At 49.3% G+C, this 16,944-nt stretch carries 18 protein-coding genes and 1 riboswitch; all 18 genes read right to left on the bottom strand.

Going from position 1 to position 16,944, the window contains the following annotated elements; translation table 11 throughout:
* Position 1: 1 nt before the first annotated feature.
* Positions 2 to 451, bottom strand: coding sequence for a general stress protein (locus AC3IRK_RS12150; RefSeq protein ID WP_131502150.1), 450 nt, complete (start codon positions 449 to 451; stop codon positions 2 to 4).
* Between the two features lie 84 nt (positions 452 to 535).
* On the bottom strand, positions 536 to 916 hold the full coding sequence (locus AC3IRK_RS12155; protein ID WP_131502151.1) for a YutD family protein: 381 nt from the start codon (positions 914 to 916) through the stop codon (positions 536 to 538).
* 104 nt (positions 917 to 1,020) lie between these two features.
* On the bottom strand, positions 1,021 to 1,920 hold the full coding sequence (gene lipA / locus AC3IRK_RS12160; protein ID WP_131502152.1) for a lipoyl synthase: 900 nt from the start codon (positions 1,918 to 1,920) through the stop codon (positions 1,021 to 1,023).
* Between the two features lie 63 nt (positions 1,921 to 1,983).
* Positions 1,984 to 3,279 carry a bifunctional metallophosphatase/5'-nucleotidase gene (locus AC3IRK_RS12165; protein ID WP_489170007.1) on the bottom strand — a complete coding sequence of 432 codons (1,296 nt, stop codon included), beginning with the start codon at positions 3,277 to 3,279 and terminating at the stop codon, positions 1,984 to 1,986.
* A 20-nt stretch (positions 3,280 to 3,299) separates the two neighbouring features.
* On the bottom strand, positions 3,300 to 4,145 hold the full coding sequence (locus AC3IRK_RS12170) for a DUF72 domain-containing protein (RefSeq protein WP_131502154.1): 846 nt from the start codon (positions 4,143 to 4,145) through the stop codon (positions 3,300 to 3,302).
* A 189-nt stretch (positions 4,146 to 4,334) separates the two neighbouring features.
* Positions 4,335 to 4,895 carry a dihydrofolate reductase family protein gene (locus tag AC3IRK_RS12175; protein WP_426353955.1) on the bottom strand — a complete coding sequence of 187 codons (561 nt, stop codon included), beginning with the start codon at positions 4,893 to 4,895 and terminating at the stop codon, positions 4,335 to 4,337.
* 88 nt (positions 4,896 to 4,983) lie between these two features.
* Positions 4,984 to 6,381: a Fe-S cluster assembly protein SufB gene (gene sufB, locus AC3IRK_RS12180; protein ID WP_026827635.1), complete on the bottom strand. Its 1,398-nt coding sequence runs from the start codon at positions 6,379 to 6,381 to the stop codon at positions 4,984 to 4,986.
* A gap of 32 nt (positions 6,382 to 6,413) precedes the next feature.
* Positions 6,414 to 6,848 carry a Fe-S cluster assembly sulfur transfer protein SufU gene (gene sufU / locus AC3IRK_RS12185; protein ID WP_012371201.1) on the bottom strand — a complete coding sequence of 145 codons (435 nt, stop codon included), beginning with the start codon at positions 6,846 to 6,848 and terminating at the stop codon, positions 6,414 to 6,416.
* Positions 6,838 to 8,061 (bottom strand): cysteine desulfurase, encoded by a 1,224-nt coding sequence (locus AC3IRK_RS12190; protein WP_012371202.1) that lies wholly within the window; start codon positions 8,059 to 8,061, stop codon positions 6,838 to 6,840. Before AC3IRK_RS12190 ends, sufU begins: the two co-directional genes overlap by 11 nt.
* Position 8,062: 1 nt before the next feature.
* Complete coding sequence (sufD, locus tag AC3IRK_RS12195; RefSeq protein ID WP_426353956.1) at positions 8,063 to 9,340, bottom strand: Fe-S cluster assembly protein SufD; 1,278 nt, start codon at positions 9,338 to 9,340, stop codon at positions 8,063 to 8,065.
* Positions 9,341 to 9,358: 18 nt separating this feature from the next.
* The gene (sufC, locus tag AC3IRK_RS12200; protein ID WP_012371204.1) at positions 9,359 to 10,144 is read right to left on the bottom strand and encodes a Fe-S cluster assembly ATPase SufC; all 786 of its coding nucleotides are present in this window, start codon (positions 10,142 to 10,144) and stop codon (positions 9,359 to 9,361) included.
* Between the two features lie 156 nt (positions 10,145 to 10,300).
* Entirely contained in the window at positions 10,301 to 11,527 is a 1,227-nt protein-coding gene (locus tag AC3IRK_RS12205; RefSeq protein WP_489170008.1) for an MDR family MFS transporter, read from the bottom strand.
* A 73-nt stretch (positions 11,528 to 11,600) separates the two neighbouring features.
* The gene (locus AC3IRK_RS12210) at positions 11,601 to 12,437 is read right to left on the bottom strand and encodes a MetQ/NlpA family ABC transporter substrate-binding protein (RefSeq protein ID WP_489170009.1); all 837 of its coding nucleotides are present in this window, start codon (positions 12,435 to 12,437) and stop codon (positions 11,601 to 11,603) included.
* 33 nt (positions 12,438 to 12,470) lie between these two features.
* Positions 12,471 to 13,136 carry a methionine ABC transporter permease gene (locus tag AC3IRK_RS12215; protein ID WP_214853001.1) on the bottom strand — a complete coding sequence of 222 codons (666 nt, stop codon included), beginning with the start codon at positions 13,134 to 13,136 and terminating at the stop codon, positions 12,471 to 12,473.
* Positions 13,133 to 14,155, bottom strand: coding sequence for a methionine ABC transporter ATP-binding protein (locus AC3IRK_RS12220; protein WP_131972343.1), 1,023 nt, complete (start codon positions 14,153 to 14,155; stop codon positions 13,133 to 13,135). The genes AC3IRK_RS12215 and AC3IRK_RS12220 overlap by 4 nt, the downstream gene beginning before the upstream one ends.
* Positions 14,156 to 14,235: 80 nt before the next feature.
* Positions 14,236 to 14,341, bottom strand: a riboswitch (SAM riboswitch).
* A gap of 59 nt (positions 14,342 to 14,400) precedes the next feature.
* Positions 14,401 to 15,567 carry a bifunctional cystathionine gamma-lyase/homocysteine desulfhydrase gene (locus AC3IRK_RS12225; protein WP_489170010.1) on the bottom strand — a complete coding sequence of 389 codons (1,167 nt, stop codon included), beginning with the start codon at positions 15,565 to 15,567 and terminating at the stop codon, positions 14,401 to 14,403.
* Entirely contained in the window at positions 15,560 to 16,483 is a 924-nt protein-coding gene (locus AC3IRK_RS12230) for a PLP-dependent cysteine synthase family protein (protein ID WP_489170011.1), read from the bottom strand. Before AC3IRK_RS12230 ends, AC3IRK_RS12225 begins: the two co-directional genes overlap by 8 nt.
* A complete protein-coding gene (locus tag AC3IRK_RS12235; RefSeq protein WP_114595157.1) occupies positions 16,480 to 16,944 on the bottom strand; it encodes an S-ribosylhomocysteine lyase in 465 nt (154 codons plus the stop codon). The genes AC3IRK_RS12230 and AC3IRK_RS12235 overlap by 4 nt, the downstream gene beginning before the upstream one ends.

The raw sequence follows: 16,944 nt of genomic DNA on the forward strand, positions 1-16,944 counted from the left end.
GTTACAGTAACCGGTCGTTCCGCTCATTGAGTGTGTTAGGACCGCTAAAGACGTTGGTATTATCTGATTCATCGTGGGCTTTACGTTCAGAATGTTGATCCGCTTCGTCGCCGACGAGTAAGACGAATTGTCCCTCTTCCGCTGCTTTGTTGGCACGGTTGACATCATCTTTCGTCAAGCCGCTTGCTTCGAGAACATCACTGTGTGAAGAACCGGCACTGTCTTTTTTAAAGATCCCTTTGATCTCCTGCCACAGATTCATGTGTTCTTCTTGCGACAGACGTGTTGATGTTTGATGATTATTCAAATCTGCCAATTCCTCGATTTGTTCCAAATCATATCGATCATGGGCAATGACTTTTAAATCCGTTGATACAACACCTGCGACACGTAAATCATGAACAGCACTGACGACTTCTGGTACTGAATGGTAGATTCCGACGATTCTCATGGATAGTTCCCCCTATAGGTGCGTGATACTATACTATTAGCCGAAATCACCCATTCAGAAACGTCTTTTCAGATGTCATTTTGATTACTGCTCTTCTTCCGTCTCTTCTTTCGCCGCCGAAAACTTCCGTTTCAGTTTTAACGTATTCGCTGAAGATCCGTCGAAGCGAGGTGGTGCTTCTTCTCCTTCTACGAATTCCATCCGTTTGACGATAAAATAGGCACAGCCGAAATTGCAGTATTCGTACAAATAATCCGCCACATGGGAGATTTTTGTATCGAACGTTGCTTTTTCATGGTTATCTTCATAGAAACCACGGAGCCGCAATTGTCCGTGTCCCCAGTCTCCGACGATGTAGTCATATTTTTCGAGCACATCGCTAAAGCGGCCGATGAAGGCTTCTTCGTGGAATCCTTCCCGTTTTTCTTCGACGATTTCATATCTTTCACGATTGACTTGTATCATTTTTCCACCCCCTGCTTCTTTTATCTTACCATAATCATGATTGAAAACGAATCGTCAGACAGCAGAAAACCGTCCTCGCAGATGGCGCGGACGGTCTGTCAGTATCAATCAATCGGTAGAGCAGCCTTATTTTTTTTCGCAGCATTGACCTGTTCGTCGGCGTGATAAGACGAACGGACAAGCGGACCGGCTTCACAATGCGAGAACCCTTTTCCGAGCGCAATCTGCTTGAGTTCGGCAAACTCTTGCGGCGTGTAGTACTTGATGACATCCAAGTGCTTTTTCGTCGGTTGGAGATATTGACCAATCGTCATGATGTCGACATCATTCGCCCGTAAGTCATCCATCGTCTGTAAGATTTCTTCCCATGTCTCACCAAGACCTAACATCAGACTCGATTTCGTCGGAATTTCAGGAGCCAGTTCTTTTGAACGGCGCAGGAATTCAAGTGTCCGATCGTATGTTGCTTTCGCCCGGACGGTCGGTGTCAGACGACGAACTGTCTCAATGTTATGGTTCATGATGTCCGGCTTGGCTTCGATCAGCGTCTGCAACGCTTCGAAGTTCCCACCCATGTCGGACGGTAAGACTTCAATTGATGTTTCCGGGTTCATGCGACGGACTTCCCGTACCGTCTCTGCATATACCCCTGCCCCGAAATCATTTAAGTCATCACGCGCAACTGCTGTGATGACGGCATGCTTCAGATTCATCAGACGAACGGATTCCGCAACGCGTTTCGGTTCTTCTAAGTCAAGTTCATTTGGACGTCCTGTCGTCACGGCACAAAAACGGCATGCACGTGTACAGATGCTTCCAAGAATCATGAATGTCGCCGTCCGGCGCACAGCCCAACACTCGTGAATGTTCGGACATTTTGCTTCCTCACATACCGTGTGAAGCTTTTTTTCACGCATCATACTTTTGAGTTCTGTGTAAGTCTCATTCGTGTTCAGCTTGATTTTCAGCCATTCTGGTTTACGTTGTATCTCTCTGCGTCCCATGAATCGGTTTCCCCCTTTATCCGTAAAAAACTGACCTGATTTCTGTTACAGTATAACAAATATTCAGTGTTTGCGGATGGGTAATTCACCAAATTCTGACTGCTCCGATAGGCGATCAAAGAGCAGATCCCGTAACAATTCCGGCATGAAATATTCTTTCGGCATTTCTTTGATTTCCGGAAATAAAGGACCAAATGTAAACATATCCGGAAGGACCACGGTGTAATGTTTTTCGTCATCCAGATGTTGACGGTTTCCGGCATAATGCATCTTGCCCATCAGCTTCCCGCGGAAACCAAGTCCGCGGACTTTTAATTGTTCAAAGCGGTTCGTATCGACTTCGGTGATGAATTGTTTTAATTCAACCCCCGTCATCGTCACTTTACACGGATTGATCGGATGCGGACAAAGCCGGTGTAAATCGTAAGACGAGACCGGTCCCGGGGACAATGAACCAAGAAGCATACCGGCCGGCACACAGGCAAGATCCGCCTGACACCAGTCCCGCATCGTATCGGCAAGCAGCTGTGTAAACGGTGATGGATTAAACCAGTCATTCGCTAGACCTGATGTCCGGCCAATCGGTTGTTTCATCTGACGTTCTGCTAAATACTGTTCTTTATCGAGTAAGACCGTTGTCGCCTCGTCTGCCGGATACGCTTCAAGCGCATGCAGGACCGCCTCTTTTTCGCCTGTATCCGTGTTTAAGTAGATTTCCCCTGCGTACTGACCATACTTTCCAGCCTGGGCAATCAACACACCGTTTTTGACGACCCCGTCATCGAGGACGTGATGCGTATGCGCTCCGATGATCAAATCAAGCTCCGGGAACCGTTCCGCCAGCTCTTCGTCCTGATAAAAACCGAGATGACTGAGACAGATCAGTACATCGACCTGATCCCGCAAGGCTTCGATTTCGCGGGCAGCTGCTTCAAACGGATTCTCAATCGACCAACCAAGTAACTCGTACAATTCATAATACGGCGCCGTCAGTCCAAAAATACCGACTTTCCCAGTCGGTAATTCCTGAATCATCCCGGCTTTGGCGAATGGGGCCGACAAGTTCGAGACAAGCACCGGGAACGTCGCATCGCTGTATAGTTCCGCCAGCCAGTCATGCGGAAATGTGATGCCTTCATTGTTTCCAATCGTGACAGCCGTCGGCGATAATTCGTTTAAGAGATGGGTGTTAATTTTTCCTTGCGTCGCTTCCGTTGCCGGGGCAACCCGGTCGGCATGGTCCCCCAAGTCAAAGACGAGGGAGTCATATGTCCGGTGTTCTTTCATAAACGACATATAGCGAGGCCACATATCAAAGTGTGAATGCAGATCGTTATAATGAATGACGTGTAACTTCACGCATAAGCCTCCTCCAGGTATTAAAACAGTGAAATTTGCCGGGGCGCGAGCGATTCATAATCGAGACCTAAAATCTCGATGAGACGTTTCGCATTGGGTACGGCATCTCCTGCTGAGTTGTTATTAAAGAAAACATACACGTCTTTTGCCTGTTCGGCAAGTGAACGGATATGTAGGGCCAACTCTTGTAATTCTTCTTCTGAATAGCGGTATAGACACCGGACCTTCCGCCAGTCCTCGCTGCTTTGTCCGGGCTTCTTCAGCCATCCGGCGACATTCCGGCCGTGCAGCCGGACAAATGCCGTCTCCTGTGTGACGACCGGGACGAACGGCACCGATCCGTCTTCCGTCTGCGGCTCATCACAAATCGTATGGATGAACTGATGCTCGGCTAAGAACCGGAGTGTCCGTTCCTGATAAGCCTCCGAATACCAGGACGGATTACGAAACTCAATCGCGACAGGCAGTCCGGCAAGCGATTTCCGGATTGTCTGAAGATATTCAAGATGCACTTTACTGACGTCGAACCAGGGTGGAAGCTGGACGAGAATCGCCGCAATCTTTCCACTCTGCCGCATCGGTTCAATCGAAGCGAGATACTGTTCAAAGATTGGACCGAGCGGGTCTTTGTTCTCCCGGTCATGACCGCTCATCGCCCGGTGGACCTTGACGATGAATCGAAAGTCGTCGGGTGTTTCCGCGACCCATTTTTGATAATTCCGTTCCGGTTGAATCGCATAATACGTCGAATCGACCTCGACTGCTGGAAAGTGGCCCGCATAGGCGGCAAGCTTTTCCTTCCGGTCCTGTGGTGTCGGATAGAGGCTGTCGTGATCGCCCCAACCGGTCACGCCGACATAAATCATCCTGCTCCCTCCTCATCTGTGTGCGTTGCATATTTTTTATCATAGCATAGCGGAATCGGGAATTTCTTCTTCAAAGCTCGTCTTGGAAAAGACACAGGTTTTCCATATAAAAAACAAGCAGATCCTTCCCACTCCTGCAAAAATCAGGGGGATGGACTGCCTATTTCATCAGCCTTCTCACCTTTTGAATCAATCATTCCGGATCCGTTCATACGTTAAGGCGATACAGCCGGAAGCAAATGTCTGCTGATCAACGAGCCGTAAGGACAACGGTTGCTCAAACAACGGAAACATCCGCTTGCCACCTCCGAGTAGGACGGGATAGATGACGATATGGTAGCGGTCGATCAAGTCCAGACGGACGGCTTCTGCCGCGAGCGTCGCTCCGCCGATTGCAATCTGTTTGCCGGGCGCCTGCTTCAATGCCGCGAGTTCCTCAGCGAGCGACCGGTTCGCAAGACGGGCATTCCCCTCAACGGCCGTCAACGTTTGCGAGAAGACGACTTTTTCAAGTGCCTGCCATGTTCTCGCATACTCGACGATGATCGGTTCATCTTCCTGATCGGCCGTTTCCCAGTATTGCATCATCTCATACAGAAGACGGCCATAGACATGGGTATCAAATGCTTTTTCATAGTCATTGAAATACTGATGCAGTTCCGCGTCCGGTGACGCAAACGCGATGCTGCCCGACGCATCCTCGATGTAGCCGTCGAGCGAGACTTGAAAAGAATAGATGAGTTTACGCATGATGACGCCCTCCTTTTTCAATCCTTTACCCTCTTTTACCTGTGTACAAAAAAATCCCTCATCCGAAGATGAGAGATTGAGAAACAAATTATCCGATTGAACCTTCCATCTCGAACTTGATGAGACGGTTCATTTCGACCGCATATTCCATCGGCAATTCTTTTGTGAACGGCTCGATGAAGCCCATGACGATCATTTCAGTTGCTTCTTCTTGTGAAATCCCGCGGCTCATCAGGTAGAACAATTGCTCTTCCGAGACCTTCGATACTTTCGCTTCGTGTTCAAGCGAAATGTTATCGTTGAGAATTTCGTTGTACGGAATCGTATCTGATGTCGACTGGTTGTCCATGATCAACGTGTCACATTCGATGTTCGAACGTGCGCCGGTTGCTTTACGGCCAAAGTGGACAATCCCACGGTACGTTACTTTACCACCATGTTTCGAAATCGATTTCGAAACGATTGTAGACGACGTGTTTGGTGCGAGGTGAATCATTTTCGCACCTGCGTCCTGGTGTTGTCCTTTACCCGCGATGGCGATTGATAATGTCATACCGCGTGAGCCTTCCCCTTTAAGGATGACAGCAGGGTATTTCATCGTCAATTTCGAACCGATGTTGCCATCGACCCATTCCATCGTCGCGCCGGCTTCACAAATCGCACGTTTCGTAACGAGGTTGTAGACGTTGTTCGCCCAGTTTTGGATCGTCGTGTAACGGCAGTACGCGTTTTTGTTGATGAAGATCTCAACGACTGCTGAGTGAAGCGAGTTCGTCGTGTAGACCGGTGCTGTACATCCTTCGACGTAATGAACCGATGCTTCTTCGTCAACGATGATCAACGTCCGCTCGAATTGACCCATGTTTTCCGAGTTGATCCGGAAATAGGCTTGAAGCGGCGTGTCCATCTTGATACCTTTTGGTACGTAGATGAATGATCCACCCGACCAAACCGCTGTGTTGAGGGCAGCGAACTTGTTATCTGTCGGCGGAATCAATTTCCCGAAGTACTCACGGAATAAATCTTCGTTTTCTTTCAGTGCTGTATCTGTATCTTTGAAGACGATCCCTTGATCTTCCAGTTCACTCTTCATGTTGTGGTAAACGACTTCTGATTCATACTGCGCGGAAACACCTGCGAGGTATTTTTGCTCCGCTTCCGGGATTCCGAGTTTGTCAAACGTGCGTTTGATTTCTTCCGGTACTTCATCCCAAGATTTTTCAGCACGTTCTGATGGCTTGACGTAATACGTGATATCATCAAAACGAAGATCTGATAAATCGCCGCCCCATGCTGGCATTGATTGTTCGTTGAAAATCTTAAGTGATTTCAGACGGAAATCAAGCATCCATTGCGGTTCTTCCTTCATTTTAGAAATCGTCTCGACGACTTCCGTCGTCAAGCCGCGTCCAGAACGGAAGATCGAGATATCGCGATCGTGGAAACCATATTTATAATCGCCAATTTCAGGCATGTTCTTAGCCATGTTCGTTTCCTCCTCTTACTTACTGACCGAAGTTACTTCCCTTCTTCGACGCCGCGTTCGAGCGCCTTCCAGGCAAGTGTCGCACACTTGATTCGCGCCGGGAATTTTGTCACACCAGACAGTGCTTCCGCGTCTCCCAGATCAAATTTCTCATCGTCGTAGTCTTTTCCTTGAACCATCTCGGAAAAGACGTTGGCGAGTTGTAATGCTTCTTCGACTGTTTTTCCTTTGACGGCCTGTGTCATCATCGACGCAGACGCCATACTGATGGAACATCCTTCTCCGTCGAACTTCGCATCTTTGACGATATCGTCTTCGATGGCGAGTTGCAGACGGATTGTGTCGCCACATGTCGGATTGTTCATATCGATTGTCACACCACCGTCAATCGCACCACGATTGCGGGGCGTTTTATAGTGGTCCATGATCACTTGACGGTACAAGTGATCGAGATTGTTAAAATCCATGACTGAAATACTCCTTCGTTTGGCGAAGTCCTGTCACTAATGCGTCTACTTCTTCCTTTGTATTATACAGGTAGAAGCTGGCTCGTGCCGTAGAACTGGCTCCAAGCCAGCGCATCAGTGGTTGCGCGCAATGGTGACCGGCACGGACGGCGATTCCTTGCATATCGAGGACCGTCGCGACATCATGTGCGTGGACATCACCGAGATTAAAGGTGACGAGACCGACGCGTTCTTCCGGACCGTAAATCGTCAGCCCTTCGATGTCACGCATTTGTGCCATCGCATACTGGGCGAGCTCACGTTCGTGGGCTTCGATGTTACTGAGTCCGACTTGTTCCAAGAAATCAATCGCTGCCGATAAACCGACTGCCCCGGCGATGATCGGTGTTCCTGCTTCGAACCGGTACGGTGATGGTTTGAACGTCGACTCTTCCAGCCCGACGTAGTCAATCATCTCACCGCCGAATTCGACCGGCTCCATCGCATTGAGCAATGCTTTTTTACCGTACAAGACACCGATACCGGTTGGTCCGCACATCTTATGTGCCGAAAACGCCAGGAAATCACAGTCGAGATCGGTGACATCAATCTGTTGATGTGGCGCGCTTTGCGCAGCATCGACGACCATGACGGCACCGGCAGCATGGGCAAGTTGCGTGACTTCTTTAATCGGGTTGATTGTTCCAAGGACGTTTGAAACGTGGGCCATTGCCACAATTTTCGTCCGATCAGAAATTTGTTCTTTGACCGCTTCGATCGTCACGCGACCGTCTGCCGTCAAATCCACATATTTCAGTTTCGCTTTTTTCTTTTTCGCGACTTGTTGCCACGGAATGAGATTCGCATGGTGCTCGAGGTACGTGACGACAATCTCGTCCCCTTCTTCCACATGCTCCATTCCGTAACTTGAGGCGACGATATTGATCGCCGTCGTCGTACCGCGGGTAAAGATAATCTCTTCATGGTGTTGCGCCTTGATGAAACGACGTACGTTCTCACGCGCACCTTCGTACGCATCCGTCGCTCGTGTTCCGAGCGTATGGACGCCACGGTGCACATTCGAATGAACCGTCTTGTAGTAGTTCTCAATCGCCTCGATGACGACGAGCGGCTTTTGTGACGAAGCCGCACTATCTAAATAGACGAGTTTCCGGTCATTAACCTGTTGGTCAAGAATCGGAAACTGATTGCGGATGGATGCATCGATTCCCATATTAGTTTACTTTCCCTTCGATCACTTGAACGAGACGTTCTTTGACAGAGTCAATCGCGAGTTCTGAAACGACCGGTTGTAAGAAACCATGAACGACAAGACGTTCTGCTTCTTTACGTGAAAGACCGCGGCTCATCAAGTAGTAGAGTTGGAGTTCGTCGACACGGCCGACAGATGCCGCGTGTCCTGCCATGACATCATCTTCATCAATCAAGAGGATCGGGTTCGCGTCACCACGTGCCTTTTCAGACAACATGAGCACACGTTCCGTCTGCACACCGTTTGATTTTGAAGCGCCATGATGAATCATGGATGTTCCGTTGAAGATCGATGTTGCCGAATCTTTTTGAACACCGTGAATCAAGATGAAACCTTCCGAACCTTTACCAAAATGGTCTGTCCGGACGTTGAAGTTTTGTTTTTGATCGCCACGACCAACCGTTACGGCTTTCGTATCCGAGAACGAATCGTTACCGACGAGGTGTGTTTTCGTTTCCGTGATCGTGTGTCCGTCATTCATGTGACCGAGTGCCCATTCGAGCTTCGCGCCTTGTTTGACGACACCGCGACGGTTCATATACGTGACAGCACCTTTCGCAAGCGTATCGACGCCTCCGAAAAGAACTTTCGCATTGTCTTCGACGAAGACTTCCGTGACGACGTTGACGTTATGTGCTTCTTCTCCGTACGAGACGAAGCTTTCGATATACGTCAGTTCACTGTCAGCATCTGCGATGATGATTGCATGGTGGTACAACGCACCGCCTGTTTGTTCCAGCGTATAAATCGCCTGCATTGGAACAGTCAACTTCAAGCCTTTTGGTACGTATAGGAATGTACCGCCGTTCATGAGTGCTGCGTTGAGTGCTGCGAGACGATCTTCGTTGACGTTGACGCCTTCTGTCATGAAGTATTTCTCGACGAGCTCCGGATGGTGCTTCATTGCGTCTTCAAGCGTCGTGAAGATGACGCCGTTCGTCGCTTCGCTGTTTTGCGCGTGGACGAGTTGTCCGTTACGCGTAATCAGCATATGGTCACGGTTTTCACCGATCAACGATTCGATATCCGGTGTCAAACCAGTTACCGTTTCGAGATCTGCTGTACCTTCTGTGAAGTTCCAGCCACCGATTTTAATTTTTTCTACTTTTGGCAATGCGAGCGTCGGGGCAAGATCAAGTGCATCTTGACGCTTGGTAATCATCCAAGCCGGTTCCCCTAAGCGAGTCGCACGTTCTGCCACTGCCTCGCGATTTACGGCAAGATTCAGTTCTACAGTCATCATGCTTCCTCCCTCGTCTTACGCTTTTGTTTCGATTTCGACTTCTTCGATGCCGAGTTCTTTTTTAACCCAGTCATAACCTTCTGCTTCGAGACGGTGAGCAAGTTCTTTACCACCAGACATGACGATTTTTCCGCCCATCATGATGTGGATGAAATCAGGCTCGATATAGTTCAAGAGACGTTGATAGTGCGTGATGATCAAGCAGCCGAATTCAGGTGAACGCATTTCGTTCACACCTTTTGCGACAACTTTAAGCGCATCGATATCAAGACCTGAATCGATTTCGTCAAGGATGGCGATCGCTGGTTTCAGCATCGTCATTTGGAGAATTTCATTCCGTTTCTTCTCTCCGCCCGAGAAACCTTCGTTGAGGTAACGGTGTGCCATTTCGCCCGGCATTTCGAGAAGACCCATTTGCGCGTCGAGTTGACGTATGAATTTCATGAGTGAGATTTCATCGCCTTCTTCGCGGCGTGAGTTGATTGCTGAACGCAGGAAGTCTGAGTTCGTCACACCACTGATTTCGCTTGGGTATTGCATTGCAAGGAACATACCTGCTTGCGCACGTTCGTTGACTTCCATTTCGAGGACGTCTTCGCCGTCGAGTGTGACTGATCCTGATGTCACTTCATACGTCGGGTGACCCATCAATGCAGATGCGAGTGTTGATTTACCAGTCCCGTTTGGTCCCATGACCGCGTGGATTTCGCCGCCTTTGATTTCTAAGTTGACGCCTTTCAAAATTTCTTTGCCGTCGATTGCAACGTGTAAATCTTCAATCTTTAAGTGTGAAGCCTTCATGTAGAATCCCTCCATCTATTCATTTCGTGTCTGACGATTCAGTTCACGAGAGTTACTAATTTAGTATCATTCTAATCTTAATGAATCATACCACATTATTCAAGCGTCATCGCTCATGGTTTTTTCTCAAAACCGAGCCTTTTAGTGAGAATGACTTTAAAGTGAGACGACTTCCTTCTCTTCTTCCGGTTTCGTTTGTCGATGAACCCGCTGTGACAGTAAGAGCAGTGGTATTCCGAGAACTGTCAAGAGGGCTAAAATACCGAAAATCGGCAACGGACGTTCCGGTCCAAAATAAAGTAACAATTGACCGCCGACGACTGGTCCGACTGATTGACCGATTGACGTCAAGCCCATCGCCCCGAAATAACTACCCCGTAATTCCGGCTTCGCAAAGCTGTCGGTCAAGATATCCGTCATCGTGAACATCATCACTTCCCCGCATGTGAAGATGAACATCGCGCCGATCATCAGCCAGACCGTACCGGCTGTTCCCATGACGAATAAACCGACGGCGACGGTCGCAATGCCGACCGTGATCGATACGAGCGGCGACGTCTTGACACCGAACTTCATGATCGGGTACTGGACGACGAGTACCGTGATCGCGTTAATCGTAATCAACAAGGCAAACAAACTCGTCCCGCCCGACAATAGCGTCGTCGTCGTTAAAAACTGCGGCAATGTCGAGTTGAACTGACTGTATCCGAAGACTCCGAAGATGATCCCGGCGAGCGCGAACGTAAAGGCGACGTCGGTCTTCAGCAGACGGACCGTTGCCCCGAACGACACCTTTTTCCCGCCGTGACTTTCCGTGATCGGATGCCGCCGGAACAGGATGAAAATCGCGACGCCGTAGCCGAAGTAAACGAACGCCGTAATATAGAAGGTAATCGACGTATTGCCCGCACTGAGCAACAAGGCAATCCCCGGTCCAATCGCCGCTGCGATATTGATGCACGTATAACGGATATTAAAGACGAACAACCGGTTCTCTTCCTCCGTCGTATCACTGATCAACGCCCGGGCCGACGGTTCGAAGACGGACCGGAACACTCCGTTCAGAGCACTTAAGACGAAAAACGCCCAAAACGTCTCGACTTGTGCCAGTCCGATAAAGACGAGCACGAAACCAAACGTTCCGCTGAGCATCATCGTCCGCCGGCCATAGCGGTCGGATAATGTCCCACCGACGAAACTCATGACGAGACTGGCGATGGCCGAAATACTGAGAATCCAACCGACGTCGACCGGGCTGAACTTCAGGACGACCGATAAGTAAATCGCAAAAAACGGCATCGTGATGAAAGTCCCGAGCCGGGCAAAAAATGTCCCGAGCAAAACCCCGACCGTCAATGGATGAAGCTGTTTCAAACGTTGCATGGAAATCCCCCTTTCGCACAAAAAAACAATGCATCCTTCCATTATATAGGAAGAATGCATTGAATGAAGCAACTTATTTACTGACCGGAACGACGGCCCCTTTGTATTCTTTCGTGATCCAATCTTGGTTCTTTTTCTCGTGGAGAATATCGAGTAATGTCGTGACACGTTTGTCTTTTTCATCGCCGTCACGTGTGACGATGATGTTGACGTACGGTGAAGACTCGTCTTCAAGTGCAATCGTATCTTTCAACGGGTTTAAGCCGTTATCGATCGCATAGTTCGTGTTGATCAAGACAGCATCGCCTTCGTTGTTTTTGTAGGCTTGCGGTAAGAGTGATGCTTCGATGTTTGTTTTGAACTTGATGTTTTTCGGATTTTCTGCGATGTCGTTGAGCTGGGCATCGGTTGTTTTACCGTCTTTTAGTTTGATCAGTCCTTCGTTTTGAAGGAACGTCAAGACACGTCCTCGTTCTGCGACGTTTGAGCTCGTCAAGATTGTTGCGCCTTTTGGCAATTCATCCAACGACTTGTATTTTTTAGAATAAACGCCGAGTGGTTCAACGTGAACGCCGCCGGCACTTGCAAATTTGTAGTCTTTGTTTTCTTTTTCCTGTTGCTCAAGGTACGGCACGTGTTGGAAATAGTTCGCATCGATTTCTTTTTCAGCCAATGCTTTGTTCGGAAGAACATAATCCTGGAACTTCTTGATTTCGAGTTTATAGCCTTTTGCTTCGTATTCTTTTTGAACGTGCTCGAGAATTTCAGCGTGGGGAACGTTTGACGCCCCGATGACGAGTGTTTTTGATTCACCGCTGCCTGACGAAGAAGATTCTTCTCCGCATGCCGCGAGGCTGATTGCTAAGACCGATACGGCTGCTGTGCCGACGAATTTTTTCCAAAGTTTCATGAATGATTCCTCCCAAGTTAAATAAAATAGGTCTTACCGTTTATCGATGGCTTTGACGAGCAGGTCACCAATAATTTGAATGATGAAGACGATGACGAGAATCAACAACGTCGCGATGACGGTGATGTTATTTTGTGAGCGCTGGAATCCTTCGATGAAGGCCATATCGCCCAGTCCACCACCACCGGCTAACCCGGCCATTGCCGTGTAACCGACGAGTGCGACGAGTGTGACGGTGATCCCGGATACGATTGCCGGAAGAGCTTCCGGAATCAGGACTTTATAGATGATTTGGAACTTCGTTGCGCCCATCGATTCGGCTGCCTCGATGACACCCTTATCGACTTCACGAAGAGCCAGTTCGACCATCCGGCCGTAAAACGGTGCTGCACCTAGAATTAACGCAGGTAGCGCAGCCGTTGGTCCTAAGAATGATCCGACGATGATTTTCGTAATCGGAATCAACAGGATCAATAGGATAATAAACGGGATTGAGCGGAAGATATTGACTAAAAAGCTGAGCACGGAATACAGTGCCCGGTTCTTAAACAACAGATCTTCGTTTGTCGCATATAACAACAGACCGATCGCCAGTCCGAGGACGAACGTCGCGAGTCCTGCAACAGCCGTCATATAGACGGTACTGCGGGTTGCTTCCCAAACCATATCCCAATCCACATCTGTAAAAAATGTACTCATCGGTGATCCACCTCCACTTCAACGTCACTCGCTTGAAGTTTGGCGATGACCGCTTGTGCTTCCTGTTCCGACCCGAGCAGCTGAATGAACAGCGTTCCGAGTGCCCCGTCCTGCGTCTGTCCGACGTTTCCGCCGATGATATTGAATAATAAGTTCGAGTCTTTCATGACTTCGGCCAGGATCGGACTTTCCGCCGTCGAACCGACGAACGTCAGCTGGACGATTTTTCCGGTCGGGTAGCGTTCGCGTAATTTCGCAAACGTCAATTCGTTTTCAGATGGTGACGTCAATTGTTTGACGAACTCTTTTGTCATCGCCTGTTTCGGGTGACGGAACACTTCTGCGACCGGTCCCTGTTCGACGATTTTCCCGGCTTCCATGACGGCAACCCGGTGACAGATTTTCTGAATGACGTGCATCTCATGTGTGATCAAGACGATTGTCAGTTTTAATTTTTTGTTGATGTCGACAAGCAACTCGAGGATCGAGTCCGTCGTTTTCGGATCCAGCGCACTGGTCGCTTCGTCACAGAGTAAGACATCCGGGTTGGATGCCAGTGCCCGGGCAATCCCGACCCGTTGTTTTTGTCCACCTGACAGTTGCGACGGGTAAGCACCTTCGCGTCCGTCGAGTCCGACGAGTTGAATCAGTTCGGCGACCCGTTCTTTACGGCGGGCTTTCGGATAACCGCCGAGCTCAAGCGGGAACATGATGTTTTCTTCGACTGTCCGTGACCAAAGCAGATTAAAGTGCTGGAATACCATTGAGACGTTTTTGCGGACGCCACGTAATTCTTTTGGTTTGAGCGTCGTCATTTCGACACCGTCGATTTGAATCGAGCCGCTCGTCGGTGCCTCCAGCATGTTCAGCAAACGAATCAGTGTTGATTTCCCTGCCCCTGAATAACCGATTATTCCAAAAATTTCACCGCGCTCGATTGACAAGTCGACATTGACGACGGCTTCAACCGATCCGCGCTTCGAACGATAAATCTTTCCTACATCCTGTAAGCGAATCAATACGGTCCCTCCTAAATATAAAAAAAGTGCGCACGTTTTAGAGCAAACGCGCGCACTTTTTCAGTACACAAAACCATTTGCTCTCATCTTGCAGACATTCGTCTGCTGGAATTAGCACCACTTCGGAATAAATTCCGCGGTTGCCGGGTTTCATCGGGCCAGTCCCTCCACCACTCTCGATAAGAGTTATCGGTATTTAGTTATTTTTAATATAATCTGAATATTAGCAGGGGTTATTTTGCTTGTCAAACAGTTTTTTCTGAAACCGGTTGAAGCAGGCTGAAAGCACGTGCCAAATCTTCTTTCAAGTCTTCCGCGTCCTCAAGACCTACGGAAATCCGAACGAGACCGTTCGTGATCCCGAGTTCTGCACGGCGCTCTGCCGGAATCGACGCATGTGTCATCCGTGCCGGGACAGAAATCAGACTTTCGACCGCACCAAGACTTTCAGCCAGTGTGAAGAAATGTGTCGCTTCGACGAGTTTCTCCGCATTTTCTGCTGAACCGACATCAAAGCTGATCATGCCGCCGAAACCGGTCGCTTGTTTTTGTTGTGTCGCGTGACCCGGATGTGATGCCAGTCCCGGATAAAAGATGTTTGAGACGACATCCTGTTCCTGTAAGAACTGAACGAGATCGTGTGACGTTTCTTCGATTGCATCCATCCGGATACCAAGCGTCCGTAAACCACGGACGAGCAAGAAGCTGTCCTGCGGTCCAAGAATACCGCCGGTCGAGTTTTGGATGAAATGAAGATCTTCTCCGAGCTCGTCGCTGTTGACGACGACGAGTCCGGCGACGACGTCCGAATGACCGCCGATGTATTTTGTCGCACTGTGCAAGACGATGTCTGCGCCGAGTGCGAGTGGTTGCTGCAGGTATGGTGTCGCAAACGTGTTGTCGACGACAAGTTTCAGGTTGTTGCGTTTTGCGATCTCAGAAACAGCTGCGATATCCGTCACTTTCAACAACGGGTTCGTTGGTGTTTCGACGTACAGCATCTTCGTGTTGTCTTGAACCGCAGCTTCCGTTGCAGCAAGATCCGTCGTATCGACGAATGTCACTTGGATGTTGAACTTTGGTAAGACACGTTGCATCAAACGGAACGTTCCGCCGTAGACGTCATCCGTCATGACAATATGGTCGCCTGACTCAAGCAGGTTGAATACGGCATGAATCGCTGCCATTCCTGATCCAAAGGCAAAACCACGTGCGCCGCCTTCAAGATCGGCGATCAATCGTTCGATGCTCGTCCGTGTCGGGTTTGCTGTCCGTGAATATTCGTAGCCTTCTTTTAGTTGACCGATTTTCTCTTGTTTGTACGTACTTGTCTGATAAATCGGAGGTGTAACGGCACCAGTTGCTCGATCGACGCCTGTTCCTCCATGAATCAATGCTGTCTTTTTACGCATGTGTCTCGTCCACCTTTTCAAAGATTTGTTGGCTTAAATACCGCTCGGCACTGTCGGCGAAGACGGTGACGATGGTACTGCCGGGAAAACGATGTGCCAGATCAAGTGCTGCTACGAGTGCTGCACCGGCTGAACTGCCGACGAGCAATCCTTCACGAGCCGCCAATTCATGGACTTTCGTGAAGGCATCATGATCCGAAACCGTATGAATTTCATCTACTAAGTCACGCGAGACGAGGCTTGGCCATTTGGCCGTCCCGATACCTTCCGTCTTATGCGGTCCGGCTGGTCCCCCGTTGAGGACCGAGCCTTCCGGTTCGACGATTGCACCTTTCGTCCCGAGACGTTCTTTTAAATAGGCCGCTGTTCCGGCAAACGTTCCGCCTGACCCGCATCCGGCAACGAACCAATCAATCTGATCCAGTTCCGCCATCAGCTCAGGACCAAGTGTCCGCTGATACGTGACCGGATTTTCTTCGTTTTCGAATTGAAGCGGAACATAGCTGTTCGGAATCGTTTGTCCGAGTTCTTTGGCTTTATCGATCGCGCCCTGCATATCGAGCTCAGTCGGTGTGTTGACGACAGTCGCGCCGAGTGCCCGCATCAACGTCTGTTTCTCCTGGCTGAACTTTTCCGGAACGACACAGATGACCTGTAAATCATACTTTTTGGCGGCGAGCGCTAAACCGATGCCGGTGTTGCCGGCAGTCGGTTCGATGATCGTTCCACCTGGTGTCACATATCCCTGTTCGATCGCGGCATCAACGAGTTGAATGCCCAGGCGGTCTTTGACGCTGCCCCCAGGGTTCATCCATTCGAGCTTCGCCAAAATCCGCGTACCAGCAGGCAAATCGAATGAAGTAATCTCGTAGAGCGGCGTATTTCCGACGAGGTCGCGGACTGATTTCGCGATCATCCGAAGACGATGTCCCATTCATCACGACCGGCAAGCATTTTCTCGGCATAGTGCTTCGCTCCTTTAAGGTCGTGGGCGCTTGCGAATCCGCATTGGACTTCATTTTGCGCTGGAATTTCTTCTGCTGCTAAGACGTCTTTTAATGTTTTCTCAACAAGCTCGCTCATTTTTTCGACCGAATCGAAGTTCATCATCGCCATGTAGAAACCAGTCTGGCATCCCATTGGCGAGACATCGATGACATCGTCCGAGTAGTTGCGGATGTTTTCCGCAAGTAAATGTTCGAGTGTATGCATTGCACGCATCGGCATTTGCTCAACGTTTGGTTGCGTGAAGCGGATGTCGTATTTAACGACTTGATCGACTTTACCGTCTTTGTATCCGGCAACGCGAATATATGGTGCTTTGACTTTCGTATGATCCAGGTTAAAGCTTTCTACGTTCATTTTTTTAAGTGTCAT

This window comes from Exiguobacterium sp. GL_137, assembly GCF_057834585.1.